This is a genomic window from Methylobacterium sp. GXS13 (genome assembly GCF_001455965.1).
Lineage (GTDB): Bacteria > Pseudomonadota > Alphaproteobacteria > Rhizobiales > Beijerinckiaceae > Methylobacterium.
The window spans coordinates 1-18,843 of the sequence record NZ_LKKO01000030.1 but is presented as its reverse complement, the minus strand read 5'-3'; the positions used below and the strand labels follow the sequence as shown (position 1 = coordinate 18,843).

The 18,843-nt window shown below is 68.8% G+C and carries 18 protein-coding genes; 13 read left to right on the top strand and 5 right to left on the bottom strand.

Features of this window, described 5'->3' with window-relative positions; genetic code table 11:
- Position 1: 1 nt before the first annotated feature.
- A complete protein-coding gene (locus AO398_RS11155) occupies positions 2–925 on the bottom strand; it encodes a 3-hydroxyacyl-CoA dehydrogenase (RefSeq protein ID WP_058192129.1) in 924 nt (307 codons plus the stop codon).
- 151 nt (positions 926–1,076) lie between these two features.
- On the opposite strand from AO398_RS11155, the gene AO398_RS11150 reads away from it, so the two are divergent.
- The 5 genes from AO398_RS11150 to AO398_RS11130 all read left to right on the top strand — a co-directional run bounded on the left by AO398_RS11150 (position 1,077) and on the right by AO398_RS11130 (position 7,285).
- Positions 1,077–1,778, top strand: coding sequence for a GntR family transcriptional regulator (locus AO398_RS11150; protein WP_058192128.1), 702 nt, complete (start codon positions 1,077–1,079; stop codon positions 1,776–1,778).
- A 73-nt stretch (positions 1,779–1,851) separates the two neighbouring features.
- The gene (locus tag AO398_RS11145; RefSeq protein WP_058192127.1) at positions 1,852–2,619 is read left to right on the top strand and encodes an SDR family oxidoreductase; all 768 of its coding nucleotides are present in this window, start codon (positions 1,852–1,854) and stop codon (positions 2,617–2,619) included.
- A gap of 90 nt (positions 2,620–2,709) precedes the next feature.
- On the top strand, positions 2,710–3,444 hold the full coding sequence (locus tag AO398_RS11140) for an SDR family oxidoreductase (protein WP_058192126.1): 735 nt from the start codon (positions 2,710–2,712) through the stop codon (positions 3,442–3,444).
- Positions 3,445–3,581: 137 nt separating this feature from the next.
- Positions 3,582–6,545 (top strand): FAD-binding and (Fe-S)-binding domain-containing protein, encoded by a 2,964-nt coding sequence (locus tag AO398_RS11135; RefSeq protein ID WP_058192125.1) that lies wholly within the window; start codon positions 3,582–3,584, stop codon positions 6,543–6,545.
- 59 nt (positions 6,546–6,604) lie between these two features.
- Positions 6,605–7,285: a GntR family transcriptional regulator gene (locus tag AO398_RS11130; protein ID WP_058192124.1), complete on the top strand. Its 681-nt coding sequence runs from the start codon at positions 6,605–6,607 to the stop codon at positions 7,283–7,285.
- Here AO398_RS11130 and AO398_RS11125 read toward each other — a convergent pair.
- Together AO398_RS11125 and AO398_RS11120 are read right to left on the bottom strand one after the other, a co-directional pair.
- Positions 7,261–8,202, bottom strand: a complete 942-nt coding sequence (locus AO398_RS11125; protein WP_058192123.1) for a class I SAM-dependent methyltransferase — start codon at positions 8,200–8,202, stop codon at positions 7,261–7,263. The two genes, AO398_RS11130 and AO398_RS11125, sit on opposite strands and share 25 nt — an antisense overlap.
- Positions 8,203–8,317: 115 nt before the next feature.
- Positions 8,318–8,971 (bottom strand): GntR family transcriptional regulator, encoded by a 654-nt coding sequence (locus AO398_RS11120; RefSeq protein WP_058192122.1) that lies wholly within the window; start codon positions 8,969–8,971, stop codon positions 8,318–8,320.
- A gap of 195 nt (positions 8,972–9,166) precedes the next feature.
- On the opposite strand from AO398_RS11120, the gene dctP reads away from it, so the two are divergent.
- The 4 genes from dctP (at position 9,167) to AO398_RS11100 (ending at position 12,567) form a co-directional block, all read left to right on the top strand.
- Positions 9,167–10,189, top strand: a complete 1,023-nt coding sequence (dctP, locus tag AO398_RS11115) for a TRAP transporter substrate-binding protein DctP (RefSeq protein ID WP_058192121.1) — start codon at positions 9,167–9,169, stop codon at positions 10,187–10,189.
- Positions 10,186–10,878 carry a TRAP transporter small permease gene (locus tag AO398_RS11110; RefSeq protein ID WP_058192120.1) on the top strand — a complete coding sequence of 231 codons (693 nt, stop codon included), beginning with the start codon at positions 10,186–10,188 and terminating at the stop codon, positions 10,876–10,878. Before dctP ends, AO398_RS11110 begins: the two co-directional genes overlap by 4 nt.
- Positions 10,875–12,227, top strand: coding sequence for a TRAP transporter large permease (locus AO398_RS11105; RefSeq protein WP_058192119.1), 1,353 nt, complete (start codon positions 10,875–10,877; stop codon positions 12,225–12,227). Before AO398_RS11110 ends, AO398_RS11105 begins: the two co-directional genes overlap by 4 nt.
- A 73-nt stretch (positions 12,228–12,300) precedes the next feature.
- The gene (locus AO398_RS11100; RefSeq protein WP_244498733.1) at positions 12,301–12,567 is read left to right on the top strand and encodes a hypothetical protein; all 267 of its coding nucleotides are present in this window, start codon (positions 12,301–12,303) and stop codon (positions 12,565–12,567) included.
- Between the two features lie 270 nt (positions 12,568–12,837).
- Here the strand turns inward: AO398_RS11100 and xth are convergent, their stop codons facing one another.
- Positions 12,838–13,632: an exodeoxyribonuclease III gene (xth, locus tag AO398_RS11095; RefSeq protein WP_058192117.1), complete on the bottom strand. Its 795-nt coding sequence runs from the start codon at positions 13,630–13,632 to the stop codon at positions 12,838–12,840.
- A gap of 102 nt (positions 13,633–13,734) precedes the next feature.
- Here xth and AO398_RS11090 point away from each other — a divergent pair, with 102 nt between their 5' ends.
- The 3 genes from AO398_RS11090 (at position 13,735) to glpX (ending at position 16,972) form a co-directional block, all read left to right on the top strand.
- Positions 13,735–14,415 (top strand): ceramidase domain-containing protein, encoded by a 681-nt coding sequence (locus AO398_RS11090; protein ID WP_201025748.1) that lies wholly within the window; start codon positions 13,735–13,737, stop codon positions 14,413–14,415.
- A gap of 112 nt (positions 14,416–14,527) precedes the next feature.
- The gene (locus AO398_RS11085) at positions 14,528–15,844 is read left to right on the top strand and encodes a homoserine dehydrogenase (protein WP_058192116.1); all 1,317 of its coding nucleotides are present in this window, start codon (positions 14,528–14,530) and stop codon (positions 15,842–15,844) included.
- A 144-nt stretch (positions 15,845–15,988) separates the two neighbouring features.
- Positions 15,989–16,972, top strand: coding sequence for a class II fructose-bisphosphatase (gene glpX / locus AO398_RS11080; protein ID WP_058192115.1), 984 nt, complete (start codon positions 15,989–15,991; stop codon positions 16,970–16,972).
- 25 nt (positions 16,973–16,997) lie between these two features.
- Here glpX and AO398_RS11075 read toward each other — a convergent pair whose 3' ends face one another.
- Entirely contained in the window at positions 16,998–17,942 is a 945-nt protein-coding gene (locus AO398_RS11075) for a L,D-transpeptidase (protein ID WP_058192114.1), read from the bottom strand.
- 334 nt (positions 17,943–18,276) lie between these two features.
- On the opposite strand from AO398_RS11075, the gene AO398_RS28275 reads away from it, so the two are divergent.
- Complete coding sequence (locus AO398_RS28275; protein WP_210171927.1) at positions 18,277–18,546, top strand: hypothetical protein; 270 nt, start codon at positions 18,277–18,279, stop codon at positions 18,544–18,546.
- The last annotated feature ends 297 nt before the right edge of the window (positions 18,547–18,843 follow it).

The window sequence follows — 18,843 nt, the reverse complement described above, 5'->3', positions numbered from 1 at the left end:
CTCAGTCCTTCCGTGAAAGCTTGTGGGCTCGCAGGGCCGCGAGCCGGGCGTCCCGGCGGCGCATGCGGGCGGGGAGATCCGCGGGCGCCCGCCATTGCGCCAGGATCGCCTCGGTGGCCGGCGCCTCGTAGACAGCGGGCGGGGCCGGGTCGGCGGCGAGGCTCTTGTAGAAGCCGGTGTAGCGCGCACAGTAATCGGCGATGCCGCCGGGGGCGTTCAGCTCGATCGTCTCGAATGGCCCCATGAAGCTCCAGCGCAGGCCGAGTCCATCCGAGACGGTCTTGTCGAGATCCTGCGGCGTGACGTAGCCCTCCGAGGCTAGGCGGAACGCCTCGGCCAACAGCGCGCCCTGCAGTCGGTTGAGGATGAAGCCCTCGATCTCCTTGAGGACGGTGATCGGCACCTGCCCGATCGTTTCGTAGGTTTCCCGGGCGCGTGCGAGAGCGTCGGTGTCCGTCCAGGGCGCCCCGGAAATCTCTACCAGCGGGATCAGATGTGGCGGGTTGACCGGATGGCCGATCAGGCAGCGCCCGCGCCCGGGCAGATCTTCCGTGAACAGCGAGCAGCGGATCGCCGAAGAAGACGAGGCGATGACCGCATCCGGGGGGGCCAGCGCGTCCAGTTCAGCGAACAGGGCCCGCTTCACATCGAGCCGTTCCGGCCCGTTCTCCTGAACGAAGCCGACGCCGTCGAGACAGGCAGCCAGGCTTTCGGGCGCCCAGATGCGATCCGCCGCCCCTTGTGGATCCGGACAAAGCCCATGCTCGGCCAGAGTCCTCAGGCCCTCTGCACAAAGCGGGATCGCGGCCTCGGCGACGTCGTCCACGGCATCAAACAGCCGCACATCCCAGCCCGAGCGGGCGAAGATCATCGCCCAGGCTCGGCCGATCAGGCCGGCGCCGATGATCGCGACGCTATCGGTCATAATCACAAAACCTTCCGCCGCAGCTCCTGATCCTCGCGCGGCTCACGCGGCTCACTAGGCCGAGCATTCTCGATGGACTCCGGCAGCTCTCACTCAAACTGTGATCACAGATCACTAGCGCGATAGTGCCGGATTCGTCTAGTCTCGGCATATGACTTCCACGTTGGCCCTGGCCGAACTGCCTCAACTCGATCGGCGCACCCTCGCCGACACCGCCTACGAGGCCCTGGCGGATCTCCTTGCCGCCGGGCGGCTGGCGCCCGGCGACCGGCTGTCCCTGCGCCAGAGCGCGGCGGCGCTCGGCGTCTCGGTAATGCCGGTGCGCGAGGCTGTGAGCCGCCTCGTGGCCGACGGCGTGCTCGAAGTCGCGCCGACGCGCGCGATCCGGGTCCCGATCATGACCGCGCGGGACTTCCGGGCGCTCGCCGAGACCCGCATGGCGATCGAAGGCATGGCCGCCGCCCGCACCGCCGAGCATCGGAGCAAGGCGGACCTCGCCGCGATCCGCCGGGCCGAGGCGGCGTTCCGGGCCGAGGCCGAGTCTGCGGAGCCCGATCGCACCCGTGCGGTCCGGCTCAACCGCGACCTGCATTTCGCGATCTACGCCGCCTGCGGGCTGGCGCCGCTCCAAGAGGTCATCGCCCGGCTGTGGCTTAAGGCGGGGCCGGTCATCAACCTCGACCTGCGCGCCCATCCCGAGCGGCTGCTCCAGGGCTTCGCGCTGCGGCGACATGCCGAGGCGCTCGTCGCGATCGAGGCCCGGGACGGGCCTGCCGCCGCAGCAGCCCTGGCTGCCGATATCCGCGAGGCGGCAGATTTCATCCTGTCCCGCGGGGGTCTGCGGGACGCGTAGTTTTGGTGCCCATCGTCCGCGTCAGAAAGGCGGCAAGCGCCTTCGGTACGATGGTTAGGACGGGAGGAACGATATGGATCTCGGAATCGCCGGCTTACGCGTGCTCGTGACGGCGGGCGCCGCCGGCATCGGACGCGGCATCGTCGATGCGTTCCTCGAGGAAGGGGCGCGGGTCTTCGCCTGCGACATTGACGAGGCGGCGCTCGAGGCGCTGCCCGCGGAGGTCGCCCGCAGCCGGACCGACGTCGCCGACCGGGAACAGGTCGCCGCCATGATGGATCAGGCGGTCGATCACCTCGGTGGCCTCGACGTGCTGGTGAACAATGCCGGCATCACCGGGCCGACCGGGCGGGTGGAAGAGATCGCCCCCGAGGAGTGGGACCGCTGCCTCACGGTCTGCCTGACGAGCCAGTTCAATTGCGCCCGGCTCGCTGTGCCTTACCTGCGCGCGAGCAGCAACGGCTCGATCGTCAACCTGTCCTCGGCGGCCGGCAAGTTCGGCTTCGGCCTCCGCAGCCCCTACGCGGCGGCGAAATGGGGCGTGATCGGCTTCACGAAGTCCCTGGCGATCGAGCTGGGCGAGGCCGGCATCCGGGTGAACGCGATCCTGCCCGGTCTGGTCGCGGGCGATCGCCAGCGCCGAGTCCTGGAGGCCAAGGCGCAGCAGCAGGGCACGAGCTTCGCCGAGATGGAGGCCCGCGCCTTCTCGTTCGTGTCAGTGAAGAACTACGTCACCGCCCGCCAGCTCGCCGACCAGATCCTCTTGCTCTGCTCGCCCCGGGGCCGGACCATCTCGGGGCAAGCGATCTCCATCGACGGCGACACCCGGATGCTGTCCTGAAACACTTCGCCCTGGCTTACGCTGCGGCCCGGATCGCGGCAGATTGGAGCCGAAGCGGCACGACGACCGCGCCAAGGGGAGGATCGGAGCATGCGTCTCGCCGGCAAGACAGCATTGGTCACGGCCGCAGGCCAGGGCATCGGCCGGGCCAGTGTCCTGGCGATGGCGCGTGAAGGCGCGCAGGTGCTGGCCACCGATGTCCGGGCGGAGGCGCTCCGGACCTTCGACGGGGTGGAGAACGTCACCACCGCGCCCCTCGACGTGCTGGACCGGACGCAGATCGAGGCGGTAGCCGGCGGGCTCAACCGGATCGACGTGCTGTTCAACTGCGCCGGCTACGTCCATTCCGGCACGGTGCTCGACGCCAGCGATGCCGATTTCGACTTCGCGGTGAACCTCAACGTCCGGTCGCAGTTCTGGACGATCCGCGCGGTCCTGCCCCGGATGCTGGAGGCCGGCGCCTGTAGCATCGTCAACATGGCGAGCGTCGCCGGATCGCTGCGCGGGCTGCCGAACCGCTTCGTCTACGGGCTGACCAAGGCCGCGGTGATCGGCCTGACCAAGTCGGTGGCGGCGGATTACGTCGGCCGCGGAATCCGCTGCAATTGCATCTGCCCCGGCACGGTCGACACGCCCTCGCTCGCCGACCGGATCAACGCGTTCGACGATCCCGCGGAGGCCCGCAAGGCCTTCATCGCCCGCCAGCCCATGGGCTGGCTGGCGAAGGCCGAGGAGATCGCCCCGCTGGTGGTCTTCCTGGCGAGCGACGAGGCCGCGTTCGTGACAGGCCAGAGCTATTCTATCGACGGTGGCATGACGATCTGACGGTCCGCCCGACGGGGCTAGCCGGAGTCGATTGATCGTCCACATCGCCGGTGCGGCACGACCACGGCTTTCCCGATCGTGAATTTTGAATACAATCCTTTCAATGGGCGGGGACGCGCCCTTGGGAGGAATCGGCCGTGACGCAAGCCAAGGCTCGGAGTGCGGTGTCGCCGCGCGCGGCGGCGCGTCACGATGGCGGATTGGCCCGCAAGCTCGCGGAACAGCTTCAGGGGGAAGCGCGGTTCGACGCGTTCACCCGCGGCCGCTACAGCACCGATGCCTCGATCTACCAGATCATGCCGGCCGGCGTGGTCCTGCCGCGCTCGGCCGCGGATATCGCGGCCACCCTACGGATCGCGGCCGATCACGGCGCGCCGGTGATCCTGCGCGGGGGCGGCACCTCGCAGAACGGCCAGCCGATCGGCTCGGGGCTGGTGGTCGATTGCGCGCGCCACTTCAACGGCGTCCGCGCCTATGATCCCGAGGCCGGGACGATCACGGTCGAGCCCGGCATGGTGCTGGAGCGCCTGAACACCCGGGTGAAGGCCGATGGCTGGTTCTTCCCCGTCGAGCCCTCGACGGCGACCCGCTGCACCATCGGCGGCATGGCCGGCAACAATTCCTGCGGCGCCCGCTCGCTGCGCTACGGCAAGATGAGCGACAACGTCCTTGCGATGGACGCGCTGCTGCCCGACGGCGAGGCGTTCGGCTTCGGCCTGACCGGCAACGCGACCACCGGCGTTACCGGCTCGGCACACGTCGAATCCATGGCCGAGCGCATGCGCGCCCTCGCCCTGCTTCATCGCGACGAGATCGAAGCCCGCTACCCGAAGGTGCAGCGGCGCGTGGGCGGCTACAACCTCGACGCCCTGGTCGAGCCGCGTCCAAACCTCGCGCATCTGCTGGTCGGCTCGGAAGGGACGCTGGCTGCCACCACCTCGGTCACCCTCAAGCTGTCGCGCCTGCCGGCGCACCGGGTGATGGGCGTCTGCCACTTTCCGTCGTTCCGGGCCGCCATGGAGACGACGCAGCACATCGTCGCCCTCGATCCCGTGGCGGTAGAGCTGGTCGACAACAACGTACTGGTGCTGGGCGCCGACATCCCGCTGTTCCGGGCGACGCTGGCAGACATCACCCGCGGCAAGCCGAACTGCCTGCTGCTGGCGGAGTTCGCCGGGGACGATCTCCCCGCCCTCAAGCGCGACCTGAAGCGGCTCGACGCCTGCATGGCCGATCACGGCTTCGCGGATGCGGTCGTCGAGATCGTCGAGCCGGCCCGCCAGCGCTCAGTCTGGGAGGTGCGCGAGGCCTGCCTCAACATCATGATGTCGATGAAGGGCGACGCGAAACCGGTCTCGTTCATCGAGGATTGCGCGGTGCCGTTGGAGCACCTCGCCGACTACACCGATGCGGTGACCGAGGTGTTCACCAAGCACGGTACCCGCGGCACCTGGTACGCCCACGCCTCCGTGGGCTGCCTGCATGTCCGCCCGATCCTCGACATGAAGGAGGGCGGCGACGTGAATCGGATGCGCGCCATCGCGGAGGAGACCTCCGAGCTGGTGCGCCGCTACAAGGGCTCCTATTCCGGCGAGCACGGCGACGGCATCTCGCGCTCGGAATACATCGCGCCGCTGTTCGGCCCGGTCCTGACCCGCGCCTTCGAGACCGTGAAGGACGCGTTTGACCCGGAAAACCGGCTCAATCCCGGCAAGATTGTCCGGCCGCTGACCATGGACGACCGGAGCCTGTTCCGGTTCAAGCCCGATTACGCGGTGACGGAGCCGCTCAAGCCCGCCCTCGACTGGTCGGATTGGGGCGGCTTCGGCTCGGCCGTCGAGATGTGCAACAACAACGGCACCTGCCGGAAGCTCGCCGGCGGGGCGATGTGCCCGTCCTACCGCGCGACCCGCGAGGAGGAGCACCTCACCCGCGGCCGCGCCAATACCCTGCGGCTCGCCATCTCCGGCCAGCTCGGGCCGGACGCCTTCACCAGCAAGGCGATGAAGCGCACCCTCGACCTGTGCGTCTCCTGCAAGGCCTGCCGTCGGGAATGCCCGACGGGCGTCGACATGGCCAAGATGAAGGTCGAGTTCCTACACCACTACCACGCCCGCCACGGCCTGCCCCTGCGCGACCGGCTGATCGGCCTGATGCCGCATTATGCCGGCATCGCCGCCAAGCTCGCGCCGCTCCTCAACCTCCGCGACCGGCACCCGGCGCTGGCCGCCCTATCGGAGCGGATGGTCGGGCTCTCGGCGAAGCGCTCGCTGCCGCGCTGGCGGCGTCCCTGGAGCGAGCAGGGTGAGGCGGCTCACCCCAAAGACGTGACGGGGGATTTCCGTGACGTCATCCTGTTTGGCGACACGTTCAACCGCGCCTTCGAGCGGGAGAACCTGGAAGCGGCCGAGCGGGTGCTTCAGGCCGCGGGTTACCGCATCCACCGGGTCTATCCGAACCGCGGGCGTCGGCCGCTCTGCTGTGGGCGAACCTGGCTTGCCTCGGGCCAGACCGACCGGGCCCGCGCCGAAGCGCGCCGGACCCTCGACACGCTCCTGCCCTTCGTCCGGGCCGGCGCCCGGGTGGTCGGCCTCGAACCGTCCTGCCTGCTGACCTTCCGTGATGAGTTCTCGGCCTTGCTGCCGGGCGACGAGGCTGCGCTTCTCGCCAAGCAGGCGTTCCTATTCGAGGAATTGCTGGCCGGCGATCTGGCGGCGGGCCGGATCACGCTGCCGCTGGTGGATCAGGGCGGCCGCGTGGCGCACCTGCATGGGCATTGTCACCAGAAATCCTTTGGCGTGATGGGCTCGGTGGAGACGGTGCTGCGAACCGTCCCGGGCCTCGACGTGCGTGTCATCGAATCGAGTTGCTGCGGCATGGCGGGGGCGTTCGGCTATGGCGCCGAGACGATCGAGACCTCCTTGGCCATGGCCGAACTGTCTCTATTCCCGGCGTTGCGGGCGGCCGCCCCCGGCGATCTCGTCGTGGCCGACGGCACGAGCTGCCGGCACCAGATCCACGACGGCCTCGGCATCCGCGCGGAGCATGTGGTCCGCGTTCTCGATGACGCGCTCGTGCGCACGGCGCCGCCTCGACACTGAATTGCCGGGCACCTACACATGCACTCAGGTTGCTTTGACCGTGCGTGCACTCTGGGCCCATGAACAAGATCGACCCCGGCATCGGAATTAGCCGTCGCTATCTCCACGACGAGGTGGCGGACCGGATGCGTGAACTGATCCGCTCCGGCGAAATGGAGCCGAAGGCGCGCATCAACGAGGGCGAGCTGACGGAGCGGTTCGGAATCTCGCGCACGCCGCTGCGGGAGGCGATTAAGATCCTGGCGACCGAGGGCCTGCTCGAGCTGCTGCCGAACCGCGGTGCCAGGGTCGCCAGCATTTCCGAGACCGAGCTCGAGGAAATGATGGAGGTGATTGCCGCGCTCGAGGCCACGGCCGGCGATCTCGCCTGCCGGACGATCTCGGAGGCCGAGATTGATGCGATCGAGGCCGATCACCGGGCCATGGTGGCGGCCTGGAAGGCTGGCGACGAGGCCGGGTATTTCAGCCACAACCGGCGGATCCACGAAGGCATTATGGCGGCGAGCCGCAACGGCATCCTGGCGAACATCTATGAGGGCCTGTCGGGCCGCATCCAGCGGTCGCGCTATTCGGCCCACCAGACCCCGGACCAATGGGCTCGCGCCGTGTCCGAGCACGAGCACATGATCGCCCTGCTGCGCGCCCGGGACGGGGGCGCCCTGGCGATCCTGATGCGCGAGCACATCCGCGGGAAAAAGCCTGTGATTGCAGCGAATTACGGGGTCGCGGACGTCGGCTGAGCGGTCATCTCGAACCAGAACGAGGCACCCGGCGTGCGGGAATCGTTGGGATAGAGAAACGGGATGTCGGGGCCCGGCCCACGGGCGGCGAAGACCGCTTGGATCCGGGCGCGCATCGCCGGTTCCTGGCAAAGGTACATGACCGGGACCGTCACCCGGAACGGGGGCGCACCGCACATCAGCATCGCGGCCAGCAGGTACTGCTCGTTGTAGAGACGACAGTTCCACGCGGCAGGGTAGTCATCCGGGATGAAGATGTCGTGGATTTGCACGATCACACCCGGCGCGAGACGCGGCATCACTTCGAAGAAGAACACCGTCACGTCGGAATTGGCGAAGGATCGGTGCGATCCGTCGAAGAACACGATGTCCCCGGCGCGCAACTCGTCGAAGAGTTTCAGATCACAACCTTCGAGTGGACTGCGAAGAGTCCAATCGCAGATCGCATCGATCTCACGCCGGGGCATCGGGTCGATCGAGGTGATTGTCGTCGGCAGATTCAGCGCGTCGATCGCGTAGCGGGCAAAGCAGGTCGAGCACCCGGATCCGATCTCGAGATAGCGGGCCGGCCGCTTCCAGGCGAGCAGGGTCATGAGCGCTGCAGCGTCGAGGGCGGTGAACCAGGTGTTGTTCCAGTGCGGCGTCACCGAGCCGGTCGCTCCCGCTTCGTGCGGAACGCTGTGGAGCAGATCGACCTGACTCTCCAGCGCATCGAGGAACGATCCGTAGGCGGCGGTTTCCCGGGCCAAGACCGACCGCAGGTGACCGTGCGGCGCGCTGCCGGGGGTCCAGCGGGAGGATGGCACCACCGGGTGATAATCGTGAACCGTGTGGCTCCAGCGGAACGGTTCGGTGCTGGCCCGGAAAATATCGACCCCGGCGCGGCGCCCGGCGCTTCTCACGATGTCCTTCAGCATAATCGTCCTCGATTCCAGAGGGCGACCATGCCGATTACTCAACTTCTAGTCGAGTCAGAACCCGGAGCTACGCAATCCCCGCGCGCATTGCGGTTAAGCGGCGCTTGCGGCCCGGTCAGGCCGCGTTCGATGCCCGGAGGCCGGCGACGAGGTCGGTGAACCGGTCACCCTGGACGATGACGTGGCTGCGCAGGGCCTCGGCGGCACCGGCTTCGTTCCCGGCCACGATCGCGGCGACGATCGCCTCGTGCTCGGCGAGCGATTGCGGCAGCCGCTGCCGGACCCGCAATTGCAACCGCCGGTAGGGTGCCAGCCGACGATGCAACGACAAGGCCTGGTCGGCCAAGAAGGCGTTGCGGCTCGCCCGGTACACCACCGTGTGGAACACGTAATTCTCGGCGTAATAGCTCTCGGTATCCGCCTCGGCCATCGCCGCCGTGCAACCGGCGAGCGCCGCCTGCAGCGCCTCGGCATCCTCCGGGACGAGGCGGCGCGCGGCGAGCCGGCCGCAGGCGGCCTCGATCTCGGCCATGGCCTCGAACATGGCGAGCAGCAGGTGCGGCTCCGGGGCGCTGACGATGGCGCCACGCCGCGGCTTGGTCTGGACCAGGCCGGTGGCCGCCAATTGCAGCAGGGCCTCCCGGATCGGCGTGCGCGAGACCCCGAAGCGCGCCGCGAGCTGGTTCTCGTCCAGGCGTGAGCCGAGAGCGAGTTCGCCCGAGACGATCTCGTCCTCGATCCGCTGGCGCAGACGCTGGGCGTGACTCATGCCTCCATCCCTCCGCGCCGACAGATCAGCGCTGCATCTGCCCGATTCCTGGCTCGCCGCCGGGCTTGATGCCCATCACATATGCTCCACCGTTGACAAAATATACAAGACGGTTTTTCTTGCATACAAGCGCTGTTGATCAGTATTGCGGCGCACAAAATGGACGCTGCTCGTATTGCGGCGCGGGAGAAAGCTATGACGCCGACACGTCGCACGCTGGTCGCGGCCGCCTTCGCGGCGCCCGCCATCCTGAGGTTCGGTCTCGGCGCCGCCCAGGCTGCTACCGTCCTCAAGCTGTCGCACCAATTCCCGGGCGGCACGATCGACGAGGGCGATTTCCGCGACCGCATGTGCCGGAAATTCGCTCAGGCGGTCGGCGAGCGCTCCAAGGGCGCCCTGGAGGTCCAGGTCTATCCCGGCTCTTCGCTGATGAAGACGAACGCCCAGTTCGGCGCCATGCGCAAGGGCGCGCTCGACATGTCGCTCTACCCGAGCCCCTACGCGGGTGGCGAGGTGGCGGAGCTGAATATCGGGCTGATGCCGGCGCTCGTGACCTCCTACGCGCAGGCCGTGGCCTGGAAGACCGCGCCGGTGGGCCGCAAGCTCACCGAGCTGCTGGAATCCAAGGGCATCGTCCTGGTCTCGTGGGTCTGGCAGGCCGGCGGCGTCGCCAGCCGGGATCGGGGATTGATCGCGCCGGCCGACGCCAAGGGCATGAAGGTCCGCGGCGGCTCCCGCGAGATGGATCTGATGATGAAGCAGGCCGGCGCCGCGACGCTCTCGATCCCCTCGAACGAATCCTACGCGGCGATGCAGACCGGGGCGTGCGACGCGGTCATCACCTCGTCCACCAGCCTGATCTCGTTCCGGCTGGAGGAACTCTCGAAGGCGCTCACCTCCGGCCGGGAGCGCTCCTACTGGTTCATGCTCGAGCCGATCATGATGTCCAAGACCGTGTTCTCCGGCCTGCCCAAGGACCAGCAGGACCTGATCATGGCCGTGGGTGCCGAGCTCGAGGCCTTCGGCCAGGCCGGCGCCAAGGAAGACGACACCCGCGTCGAGCAGATCTTCTCCAAGGCCGGCGCCAAGGTCTCGCAGCTCGACGATCAGGTGCTCGGCCAGTGGCGGGAGATCGCCCGCGAGACCGCCTGGAAGGATTACGCCGGCCGTAACGCGACCTGCGCGGAACTGCTGAAGCTTGCGGAGCAGGTCGCGTGAGCCACGGCTTCGACGCGGCCACCGCGATCCCGGACGCGAAGGGCGCCGAGGAGCCCCGGCTCCCCGGCCTGCTCGGGCTCTTCGACCGGACGCTGCGCGGCATCAACCGCGTGATCCTCGGCCTCGGGGGGCTCTGTCTCGTCGGTGCCTGCCTGGTGCTGAGCCACAGCGTCGTGGTCCGCTACCTGCTGAAGGAACCGACCGACTGGCAGGACGAGATGGCGGTCTTCCTGATCGTCGGGGCGACCTTCTTCTCGGCCGCCGGAGTCCAGGCCAAGCGCGGCCATGTCGCGATCGAGGCCCTGACCGGGCTGCTGCCGCCGGCGGTCAACCGGGTCCGTCTGCTGTTCGTGGACGTCGTCAGCCTCGCCTTCTGCGCGTTCTTCGCCTGGAAGAGCTGGACCCTCGACCACGAGGCCTGGGTCGACGGCCAGACCTCGCAATCGACCTGGGGGCCGCCGCTCTGGATCCCCTACACGCTGATGGCCGCCGGCATGAGCCTGCTGTGCCTGCAGTTCGTCCTGCAGATCGCCGAGGCCCTGCTCTACGGGCCGCGGGCGGCGGGCTGGGCCAAGCCGAAGATCGGCATCGGTGCCGACGTCAACAGGGACATGCACGGTGCGCCCGGGGTCACGCCCCAGGGGCCCGATCCGATCGGCCGCACGGTCGACGCGAGGGTGAAACGATGAGCACGGCGGCGATCGGCTTCCTCTACGCGGGGGCCACCCTCGGGGCGATGCTGTCGGGCATCCCCATCGCGTTCGCGCTGGGCGCCGTGGCGCTGGCCTTCATGGTCGTGTTCATGCCGGCCGCGTCCCTCGATACGGTGGCCCAGAACGTCTACGAGGAGATGGCCTCGATCACCCTGCTGTCGATCCCGCTGTTCATCCTGAAGGGCGCGGCGATCGGCCGGTCCCGGGCGGGGCAGGACCTCTACTCGGCGATGCATGCCTGGATGCACCGGATCCCCGGGGGGCTCGGCATCGCCAACGTCTTCGCCTGTGCGCTGTTCGCCGCCATGGCGGGCTCGAGCCCGGCGACCTGCGCCGCCATCGGCTCGGCCGGCATCCCGGAGATGCGCAAGCGCGGCTACTCGCCGGGCTTCGCGGCCGGGATCATCGCGGCCGGCGGCACCCTCGGGATCCTGCTGCCGCCCTCGATCACCATGATCCTGTACGCGGTCGCCTCCGAGCAGTCCCTCGGGCGGCTGTTCCTGGCCGGCATCGGGCCGGGTCTGTTGCTGGTCGCCCTGTTCGCGGCCTGGTCGATGTACCGGTTCCGCTCGGAATTCGCCGCCGCCAAGGCGGTGCTGGAGCGCGGCGGCCCGGCCTCGCCGATCCTGGCCGACGAGCAGTACAGCATGGCCCAGCGCTTCTCGACGCTGCCGCGGGTGCTCCCCTTCGTGATCCTGCTTACCGGCGTGATGGTGGCGCTCTACGGCGGCTACGCGACCCCCTCGGAGACGGCCGGTCTCGGCGGCCTGCTAGCGCTCGGCCTGATCGCCGCCATCTACGGCGTCTGGCGGTTCCGGGACGTCAGCCCGATCCTGATCGCGACGCTGCGGGAATCGACCATGCTGATGCTGATCATCGGCATGTCGCTGCTCTACGCCTACGTAATGAGCTACCTGCACCTGTCGCAGTCGGCCGCGGCCGCGATCGTGGCGATGCAGCTCTCCCCCTGGGTGCTGCTGGTGACGATCCTCGCCCTGGTGATCGTGCTCGGCTTCTTCCTGCCGCCGGTCTCGATCATCCTGATGACCGCGCCGATCATCCTGCCGCCGCTCAAGGCCGCGGGCTTCGACCTGGTGTGGTTCGGCGTGGTGATGACCATCACCATGGAGATGGGCCTGATCCACCCGCCGGTGGGCCTGAACATCTTCGTCATCAAGAACATCGCCCCCGACATCCCGCTCTCGGACATCATCTGGGGCACCCTGCCCTTCGTGATGCTGATGGCGGTGGCGATCCTGATCCTCTGCCTCGTGCCGGGCATCGCCCTCTGGCTGCCGGACCTGCTGCTGGCGACGACGCGATAGGGGGCGGCCTTTCCCTCAAGCGGCGGCGCCGGTAATCTTGGCTCCGTAACCGGCGCCGCCGCCCTATCTATCGATGATGACCGACCTTCAGACCATCCAGATGCTGCACAGGGCGAACGTGATCGCCGAGGACGAGATCGATGCCAGCGTCGAAGCGTTCCTGAATGGCGCGGTGACCGAGCCGTACCGGTTCCGCAGCGGCCACCGGCTCAACCTCGTCAAGGCGGTGCGCAGCCATCCCGGCGCGCAGGAATTCGTCGGCCGGGCGAATGTCGGCACTCAGCTGAAGCGGCCCTTCGTGCGGGCGGCGATCCTGCAGGCGCGTCCGCTGAAGGCGTGAGACGGGAGCCGGACGCGGAAGGGCGTTCAGCCCGATACTCCCACCCGTGCCCGCACGCTGCGATGCCGGGCGATCGAGGGCCGCTGGCGCGGGCCTCTCGGTACGCGAGCTTGGATTCCAAACACCGGTCGAACAGGCGCGCGGGGACCCGTATCGGGGCCTCCTGCAAGATGGCATGACCGGCGCTATCGCCATTAGTTTCCCGTGCGCCATCCGTCTGCTGTCGAACCCGGGCGGCGCGACCGACAGGCGCGAGAGGCGGCTTCGACCCTACCCTGGCGTCAATTCCACCGTCACCGGCACGTGATCGGACGGCTTGTCGAGGCCCCGCAGGTGCTTCTGCACGGCGGCCGAGACCAGGCGGTCGGCAGCCTGGGGGGAGAGCAGCAGATGGTCGATGCGGATGCCGGCATTCCGCTGCCAGCAGCCGGCCTGATAGTCCCAGAAGGTGTAGAGGCCGTCCCGCGGGTCGCAGGCGCGCAGGCCGTCGGTGTAGCCCTCGGCCAGGAGCGCGCGGAACGCCGCCCGGGTGGTGGGCAGGTACAGCGCATCGGAGCGCCACGCCTCCGGGTCGGCCGCGTCGGCGGGCTCGGGGATGACGTTGTAGTCGCCCGCCAGCACCACGGCATGCTCGTCCTCCATGAGGGCGCGGGCGTGGAGCCGCAGCCGTTCCAGGAAGGCGAGCTTGTAGGGGTATTTCGGGCTGTCCACCGGGTTGCCGTTCGGCAGGTAGATCGAGGCCACCCGCACCGGCTTGGTGTCGGCGCCGGAGATCAGCGCCTCGATGTAGCGGGACTGCTCGTCGGACTCGTCCCTCGGCAGGCCGCGGCGGATCTCGGTCATCGCCAGCGGCGCCCGCACCAGCATCGCCACGCCGTTATAGGCCTTCTGGCCCAGGGTCTCGACCGCGTAGCCGGCACCTTCGACCTCGGCGCGGGGGAACGCGTCGTCCTGGCACTTCAGCTCCTGCAGGCAAACCACGTCGGGTTTTGCCTCGTCGAGGAAGCCCAGCAGATGCGGCAGCCGCTGCTTGATCGAGTTGACGTTCCAGGTCGTGATCCGCATCGCCTCGCTTCCGGTCGCCGCCTGGCCGTCATCCCCGCTTCGCGGCGCGCTGACAAGGCCATCACCGCGCAAGATTGGGGAGGTATGGACACCGGGATGACGATGGGGTGGTTCGAGCCGGTGATGGCGTACTGCGAGCGGACCGGGCCGGATTTCTGGGCCGAACCGCTCAACGCGGCGTCGAACGCCGCCTTTCTGCTGGCGGCTGCGGCCGCCGCACGCCGCGCCGGCGCCGCCGATCCGCCCGATCGCGCCTGCCTCGGACTGGCCGGGCTGATCGCCCTGGTCGGGATCGGCTCGTTCCTGTTCCACACCCTGGCGGTGACCTGGGCGATGTATGCCGACATCATCCCGATCACGGTCTTCATCGTCGCATACCTCGTCCTGGCGCTCCACCGGTTCCTGAAGCTGCCCCGCCTCCGGGTGGAGGCGGCGACCGCCGGCTTCATCCTGTTCAGCTTCACCCTGGTGCCGACCCTCGACGGGCTGACCGGGTCCGACATCTCCGCCCGCACCAACGGCTCGATCGATTACCTGCCGGCCGCTCTGGCCCTGTTCACCGTGGCGGCGCTCGACCGTCCGGAGACGCGGTTCGTCGGCACCGGCCGGCGACTCGTTGTCGTGGGCGTGCTGTTCCTGATCTCGCTCACCGTGCGCACCATCGACCAGCTGGCCTGCGCGGTGCTGCCGACCGGGACGCACGCGCTCTGGCATCTGCTCAACGCCCTCGTGCTCTACGCCCTCGTCGCCACGGCGATCCGGCACCGGGCCGTCGCGGGCTGAGCGGGAGATCGATCCGGGACCCGCGGTTTTCTTGCGGGCGGGCCGGAATTCTTGCAGAGATGCGGCGCATCGGAGGCCCGGTCATCTGCGGGGCCCCGGCACGGAAGGAATCATGACAGTGAGCTACCGCATCGGCGTCGCCGGGCTCGGCACCGTCGGCGCGTCCGTCGTCCGGATGATCGCCCGCCGCCGTGACACCCTGCTGGCCTCCGGCCTCGACATCCGCGTCGCTGCCGTGTCGTCCCGCGACCGGAGCCGCGACCGCGGGCTCGATCTCGCCGGGGTGACCTGGTTCGACGATCCGGTGGCGCTGGCGCGCTCTGGCGACGTCGACCGCGTGGTCGAGCTGATCGGCGGCGCCGAGGGGCCGGCCAAGGCCGTGGTCGAGGCGGCGCTTCAGGCCGGCAAGACCGTCGTGACCGCCAACAAAGCCCTGCTCGCCCGCCACGGTGCGGCGCTGGCGGCCCTCGCCGAGGCCAGCGGCGTCGCGCTCGCCTACGAGGCCGCGGTGGCCGGCGGCATCCCGGTGATCAAGACCCTGCGCGAGGGCCTGCCCGGCAACGCCGTGGCGCGCGTCTACGGGATCCTCAACGGCACCTGCAATTACATCCTCAGCCGCATGGAGCGCGAGGGCCTGACCTTCGAGGCCTGCCTCAAGGATGCGCAGGCCCTGGGCTATGCCGAGGCGGACCCGACCTTCGACGTCGAGGGCTTCGACACCGCCCACAAGCTCGCGATCCTGACGAGCCTCGCCTACGGCACCGCCATCGACGCCGACGGCGTCTCCGTGGAGGGCATCTCCCGGGTGCAGCCCCTCGACCTGCGCATGGCCGACGAGCTCGGCTACCGGATCAAGCTCCTCGGCGTCGCCCAGGCCTCGGAGGCCGGGATCGAGCAGCGCGTCCACCCCACCATGGTGCCGAAATCCTCCGCCATCGCCCAGGTGATGGGCGTGACCAACGCGGTCACCATCGACGCCGATGCGGTCGGCGAACTGACCCTGATCGGCCCCGGCGCCGGAGGCGAGGCGACCGCCTCCGCGGTGGTGGCGGACATCGCCGACGTCGCCCGCGGCATCGTGCGCCCGACCTTCGGGGTGCCTGCTTCGGCGATGCGCGCCAGCGAGCGCGTCGAGATGCAGCGCCACGAGGGCGGCTATTACATCCGCCTCACCGTGCACGACCGCCCCGGCGTCGCCGCGGGCGTGGCCCAGCGCATGGCCGAGCGGGAAATCTCGCTGGAGAGCATCCTGCAGCGCCGCACCGAAGGCGCCGGATCCGATCCGCGCGGCCGCTCCGGACGCCCGGTGCCGCTGGTGCTGATCACCTACGCGGCCACCGAGGGCACGATTCGCGCGGCCCTCGACGCGATCGACGCGGATGGCTTATTGGCTGAACCACCGCAGGTGATCCGCATTGAACGGGAATAAGAGTGCATCAAATGGGCAGAGTGCCTAAATCTTGATGCAGGATAAGTGATAAAGATACGCCAAGCGTAGGCTGATTGGTGTCGGTCGACGACGATCAAGGCGGGATCCGACCTCAAGATCGGGCCCGGACACAGGCAGGAAACGATGGCCGTGGCCCCTAAGACTGACCCGCGTGGCGTCCCGCGCACGCTCGCCCTCGAACTCGCCCGCGTCACGGAGCGGGCCGCCATCGCGGCGGCGCGGCTCCGCGGCAAGGGCGACGAGAAGGCCGCCGACCAAGCGGCGGTCGACGCGATGCGCGACGAGCTCAACGGCCTGCCGATCCGCGGCACCGTGGTGATCGGGGAAGGCGAGCGGGACGAGGCGCCGATGCTGTTCATCGGCGAGCAGCTCGGGCAGGGCGAGGGGCCGGAAGTCGACATCGCGGTCGATCCGCTGGAGGGCACGACGCTCTGCGCCAAGGACATGCCCGGCGCGATCGCCGTGATGGCCATGGCCGAGCGCGGCTCCCTGCTGGCCGCGCCTGACGTCTACATGCAGAAGATCGCGATCGGCCCGGGCTACAAGCCGGGCATCGTCGATCTCGACGCGAGCCCCGCCGACAACATCGCGGCGCTCGCCCGGGCCAAGGGCGTCGAGCCCGATCAGATCACCGCGCTGATCCTCGACCGCCCGCGTCACGCGAATCTCGTCGCCGAGGTCAGGGCCGCGGGCGCTGCAGTCCGGCTGATCTCGGACGGCGACATCGCCGGCATCATCTTCACGGCGAGCCCCGCCGAGACCGGTATCGACATCTATCTCGGAACCGGCGCCGCCCCCGAAGGCGTCCTGGCCGCCGCGGCCATGCGGTGCATCGGCGGCCAGATGCAGGGCCGGCTGATCCTCGACACGCCCGAGCGCCGCCGCCGGGCCGCCGAGATGGGCATCGACGATTACAACCGGAAATACGATCTGGTCGATCTCGCCAGCGGCGACGTGATCGTGGCCGCCACCGGCGTGACCGATGGTGCGCTGCTCCGCGGCGTCCGGTTCCGGCCGGACCGGATCCAGACCGAGACGGTGGTCTACCGCTCGGAAGCCGGGACGGTCCGGCGGATCCTCGGGGAGCACCGCCGCGGCGTGGCCTGACGGCGCTCCCGATCTTTCGAAAACATCAGTTCAGGACGACGACCTTCGAGCCGACGTTGACCCGGCTGAACAGGTCGATCGCGTCCTGGTTGATCATCCGGATGCAGCCCGAGGACACGCTCCTGCCGATCGAGAACGGCTCGAGGGTGCCGTGGATGCGGAACAGCGTGTCCTTGTTGCCCTGCCAGAGATACATGGCGCGGGCGCCCAGCGGGTTGCGCAGGCCGCCTTCGACGCCGAGACCGCTCTGGAGCTTGTCGACCTCGCTGGCGAGCTTCGGGCTGCGGGCGATCATCTCCTTGGGCGGATACCAATCCGGCCACGCCTGCTTCGAGTTGACCGTTGCGGTCCCGGACCACGAAAACCCTTGCTTGCCAACGCCGACGCCGTAGCGGCGGGCACGCCCGCCCTGCTCGACCAGGGTGAGCTGGTGCGCGCGGGGATCGACGATGATCGTGCCCGGCTCGTAGGGGCCGTTATAGGCGATCTCCTGCCGGAGGAAGGCCGGGTTCATCTTCTTGTAGTTGAAGGCTTGGACCGGGAACACGTCGTCCTGGATCGGGCCATAGGCCTTGGCGTAGTCGATCGGCCCATCATCGGGAGCACGGAGCACGGCCTTCGCCTTGGCGGCCTCGATGGGGGAGAGCCCCTCGGCCGGCGGCGCTCCGGCGGCCCGGCGGGGCGGCGCGGCCGGATCGTCATAGTCCGGCGCGTAGACCGGGGCCGCCTGCGGAACCGACGCGGCCGGGGGTGCTGGGCGGACCACCGGGGGACGGCCGGTATACGGCAGGTAGCGGTCGCCACGGCGCACGTAGAACGCACCGTTCTGGTCCTGATAGAGCTGGCCGTCGTCGCCGAACCCGTCGATGCCGGACGCGGCGACCGGGCCGCGGCCCTGTGCGTGGGCTGTGGAGGCGAGCGCCAGGACGGTGAAGCCGGCCAGGAACAGGCGGCGGATCGGGGCGGACATGGTTCGGTTTTCCCTGGATGGCGCGGCGTCACCGGATACGTGCGGCGGCGCGCGATCGAGCAAGCCAACACGAATACAAGGCCACGCTCATTCCAGGCCTTAGCAAAGATCGCGCGGCACCGCCAAGTTGCATAGGTCCCTTATGACCGTCGTCTGATGTCTCCCCCGGTACTTCTCCTCACCTGTGTTGCGTTCCTGCCTCAACGCATGACCCGTCCGTTCACCCTGCTGCGTGAACGGACGGGACGGCACGGGTTTCAAGCCGGATCGCGCTTGCGCCAGTCGGCAACCTCCGGTTGATGCCGTCCCTCGGCATCTTCGCCGAGCGAGGGTCTTGATCGTGCGCGCAAGCGTTTTACGGGGTGCTGCTCTGCTCGCCGCCGCCCTGGTTGTCAGTGCGCCCGCCGAGGCCCGCCGGGGCGACCCGGCCGGACCCGCCACAATGGTGGAACCGCCCAAGATCGTGGAGCCCGCCAAGGTCGTGGAGCCCACCGGAACTTGGACCTCCGGCACCCAGCCCGAGCGCGATTGCGGCCGGGCCCGTCGCAAGTTCTGGCTGCCTCAGGAAGGCTGGATCGTCCGCACTGTCGTATCGTGCCGGTGAGAGGGACGCGGCTCGGCGCCGCCCGATTCCCAAGCAGTGCTGCCCGGATGAAGGGCAATCTTTCTTCCCGATAAGATCGAGTCACGAGATAAGCGCTGCCACCCGCATCGTCATTGCGAGCGTAGCGAAGCAACCCAGGACAGCGCGCCGTCTCAGAGCGTAGCGTTTCCTAGAGGCTGTTATGGACCTGGGTCGGGCTGATGCTCAGATGAGCGGGGATGAGCGCGACCCGCAAGCTGTATCCGTCCGATGTTTCCGATGAGGAGTGGGCGCTGGTTGCGCCCTACCTGACGCTGC

What these genes read in the sequence shown, in the direction of transcription:
- AO398_RS11155 (WP_058192129.1), bottom strand. Translation starts at nt 925, where the DNA reads ATGACCGATAGCGTCGCGATCATCGGCGCCGGCCTGATCGGCCGAGCC.
- AO398_RS11150 (WP_058192128.1), top strand. Translation starts at nt 1,077, where the DNA reads ATGACTTCCACGTTGGCCCTGGCCGAACTGCCTCAACTCGATCGGCGC.
- AO398_RS11145 (WP_058192127.1), top strand. Translation starts at nt 1,852, where the DNA reads ATGGATCTCGGAATCGCCGGCTTACGCGTGCTCGTGACGGCGGGCGCC.
- AO398_RS11140 (WP_058192126.1), top strand. Translation starts at nt 2,710, where the DNA reads ATGCGTCTCGCCGGCAAGACAGCATTGGTCACGGCCGCAGGCCAGGGC.
- AO398_RS11130 (WP_058192124.1), top strand. Translation starts at nt 6,605, where the DNA reads ATGAACAAGATCGACCCCGGCATCGGAATTAGCCGTCGCTATCTCCAC.
- AO398_RS11125 (WP_058192123.1), bottom strand. Translation starts at nt 8,202, where the DNA reads ATGCTGAAGGACATCGTGAGAAGCGCCGGGCGCCGCGCCGGGGTCGAT.
- AO398_RS11120 (WP_058192122.1), bottom strand. Translation starts at nt 8,971, where the DNA reads ATGAGTCACGCCCAGCGTCTGCGCCAGCGGATCGAGGACGAGATCGTC.
- dctP (WP_058192121.1), top strand. Translation starts at nt 9,167, where the DNA reads ATGACGCCGACACGTCGCACGCTGGTCGCGGCCGCCTTCGCGGCGCCC.
- AO398_RS11105 (WP_058192119.1), top strand. Translation starts at nt 10,875, where the DNA reads ATGAGCACGGCGGCGATCGGCTTCCTCTACGCGGGGGCCACCCTCGGG.
- AO398_RS11100 (WP_244498733.1), top strand. Translation starts at nt 12,301, where the DNA reads ATGATGACCGACCTTCAGACCATCCAGATGCTGCACAGGGCGAACGTG.
- xth (WP_058192117.1), bottom strand. Translation starts at nt 13,632, where the DNA reads ATGCGGATCACGACCTGGAACGTCAACTCGATCAAGCAGCGGCTGCCG.
- AO398_RS11090 (WP_201025748.1), top strand. Translation starts at nt 13,735, where the DNA reads ATGGGGTGGTTCGAGCCGGTGATGGCGTACTGCGAGCGGACCGGGCCG.
- AO398_RS11085 (WP_058192116.1), top strand. Translation starts at nt 14,528, where the DNA reads ATGACAGTGAGCTACCGCATCGGCGTCGCCGGGCTCGGCACCGTCGGC.
- glpX (WP_058192115.1), top strand. Translation starts at nt 15,989, where the DNA reads ATGGCCGTGGCCCCTAAGACTGACCCGCGTGGCGTCCCGCGCACGCTC.
- AO398_RS11075 (WP_058192114.1), bottom strand. Translation starts at nt 17,942, where the DNA reads ATGTCCGCCCCGATCCGCCGCCTGTTCCTGGCCGGCTTCACCGTCCTG.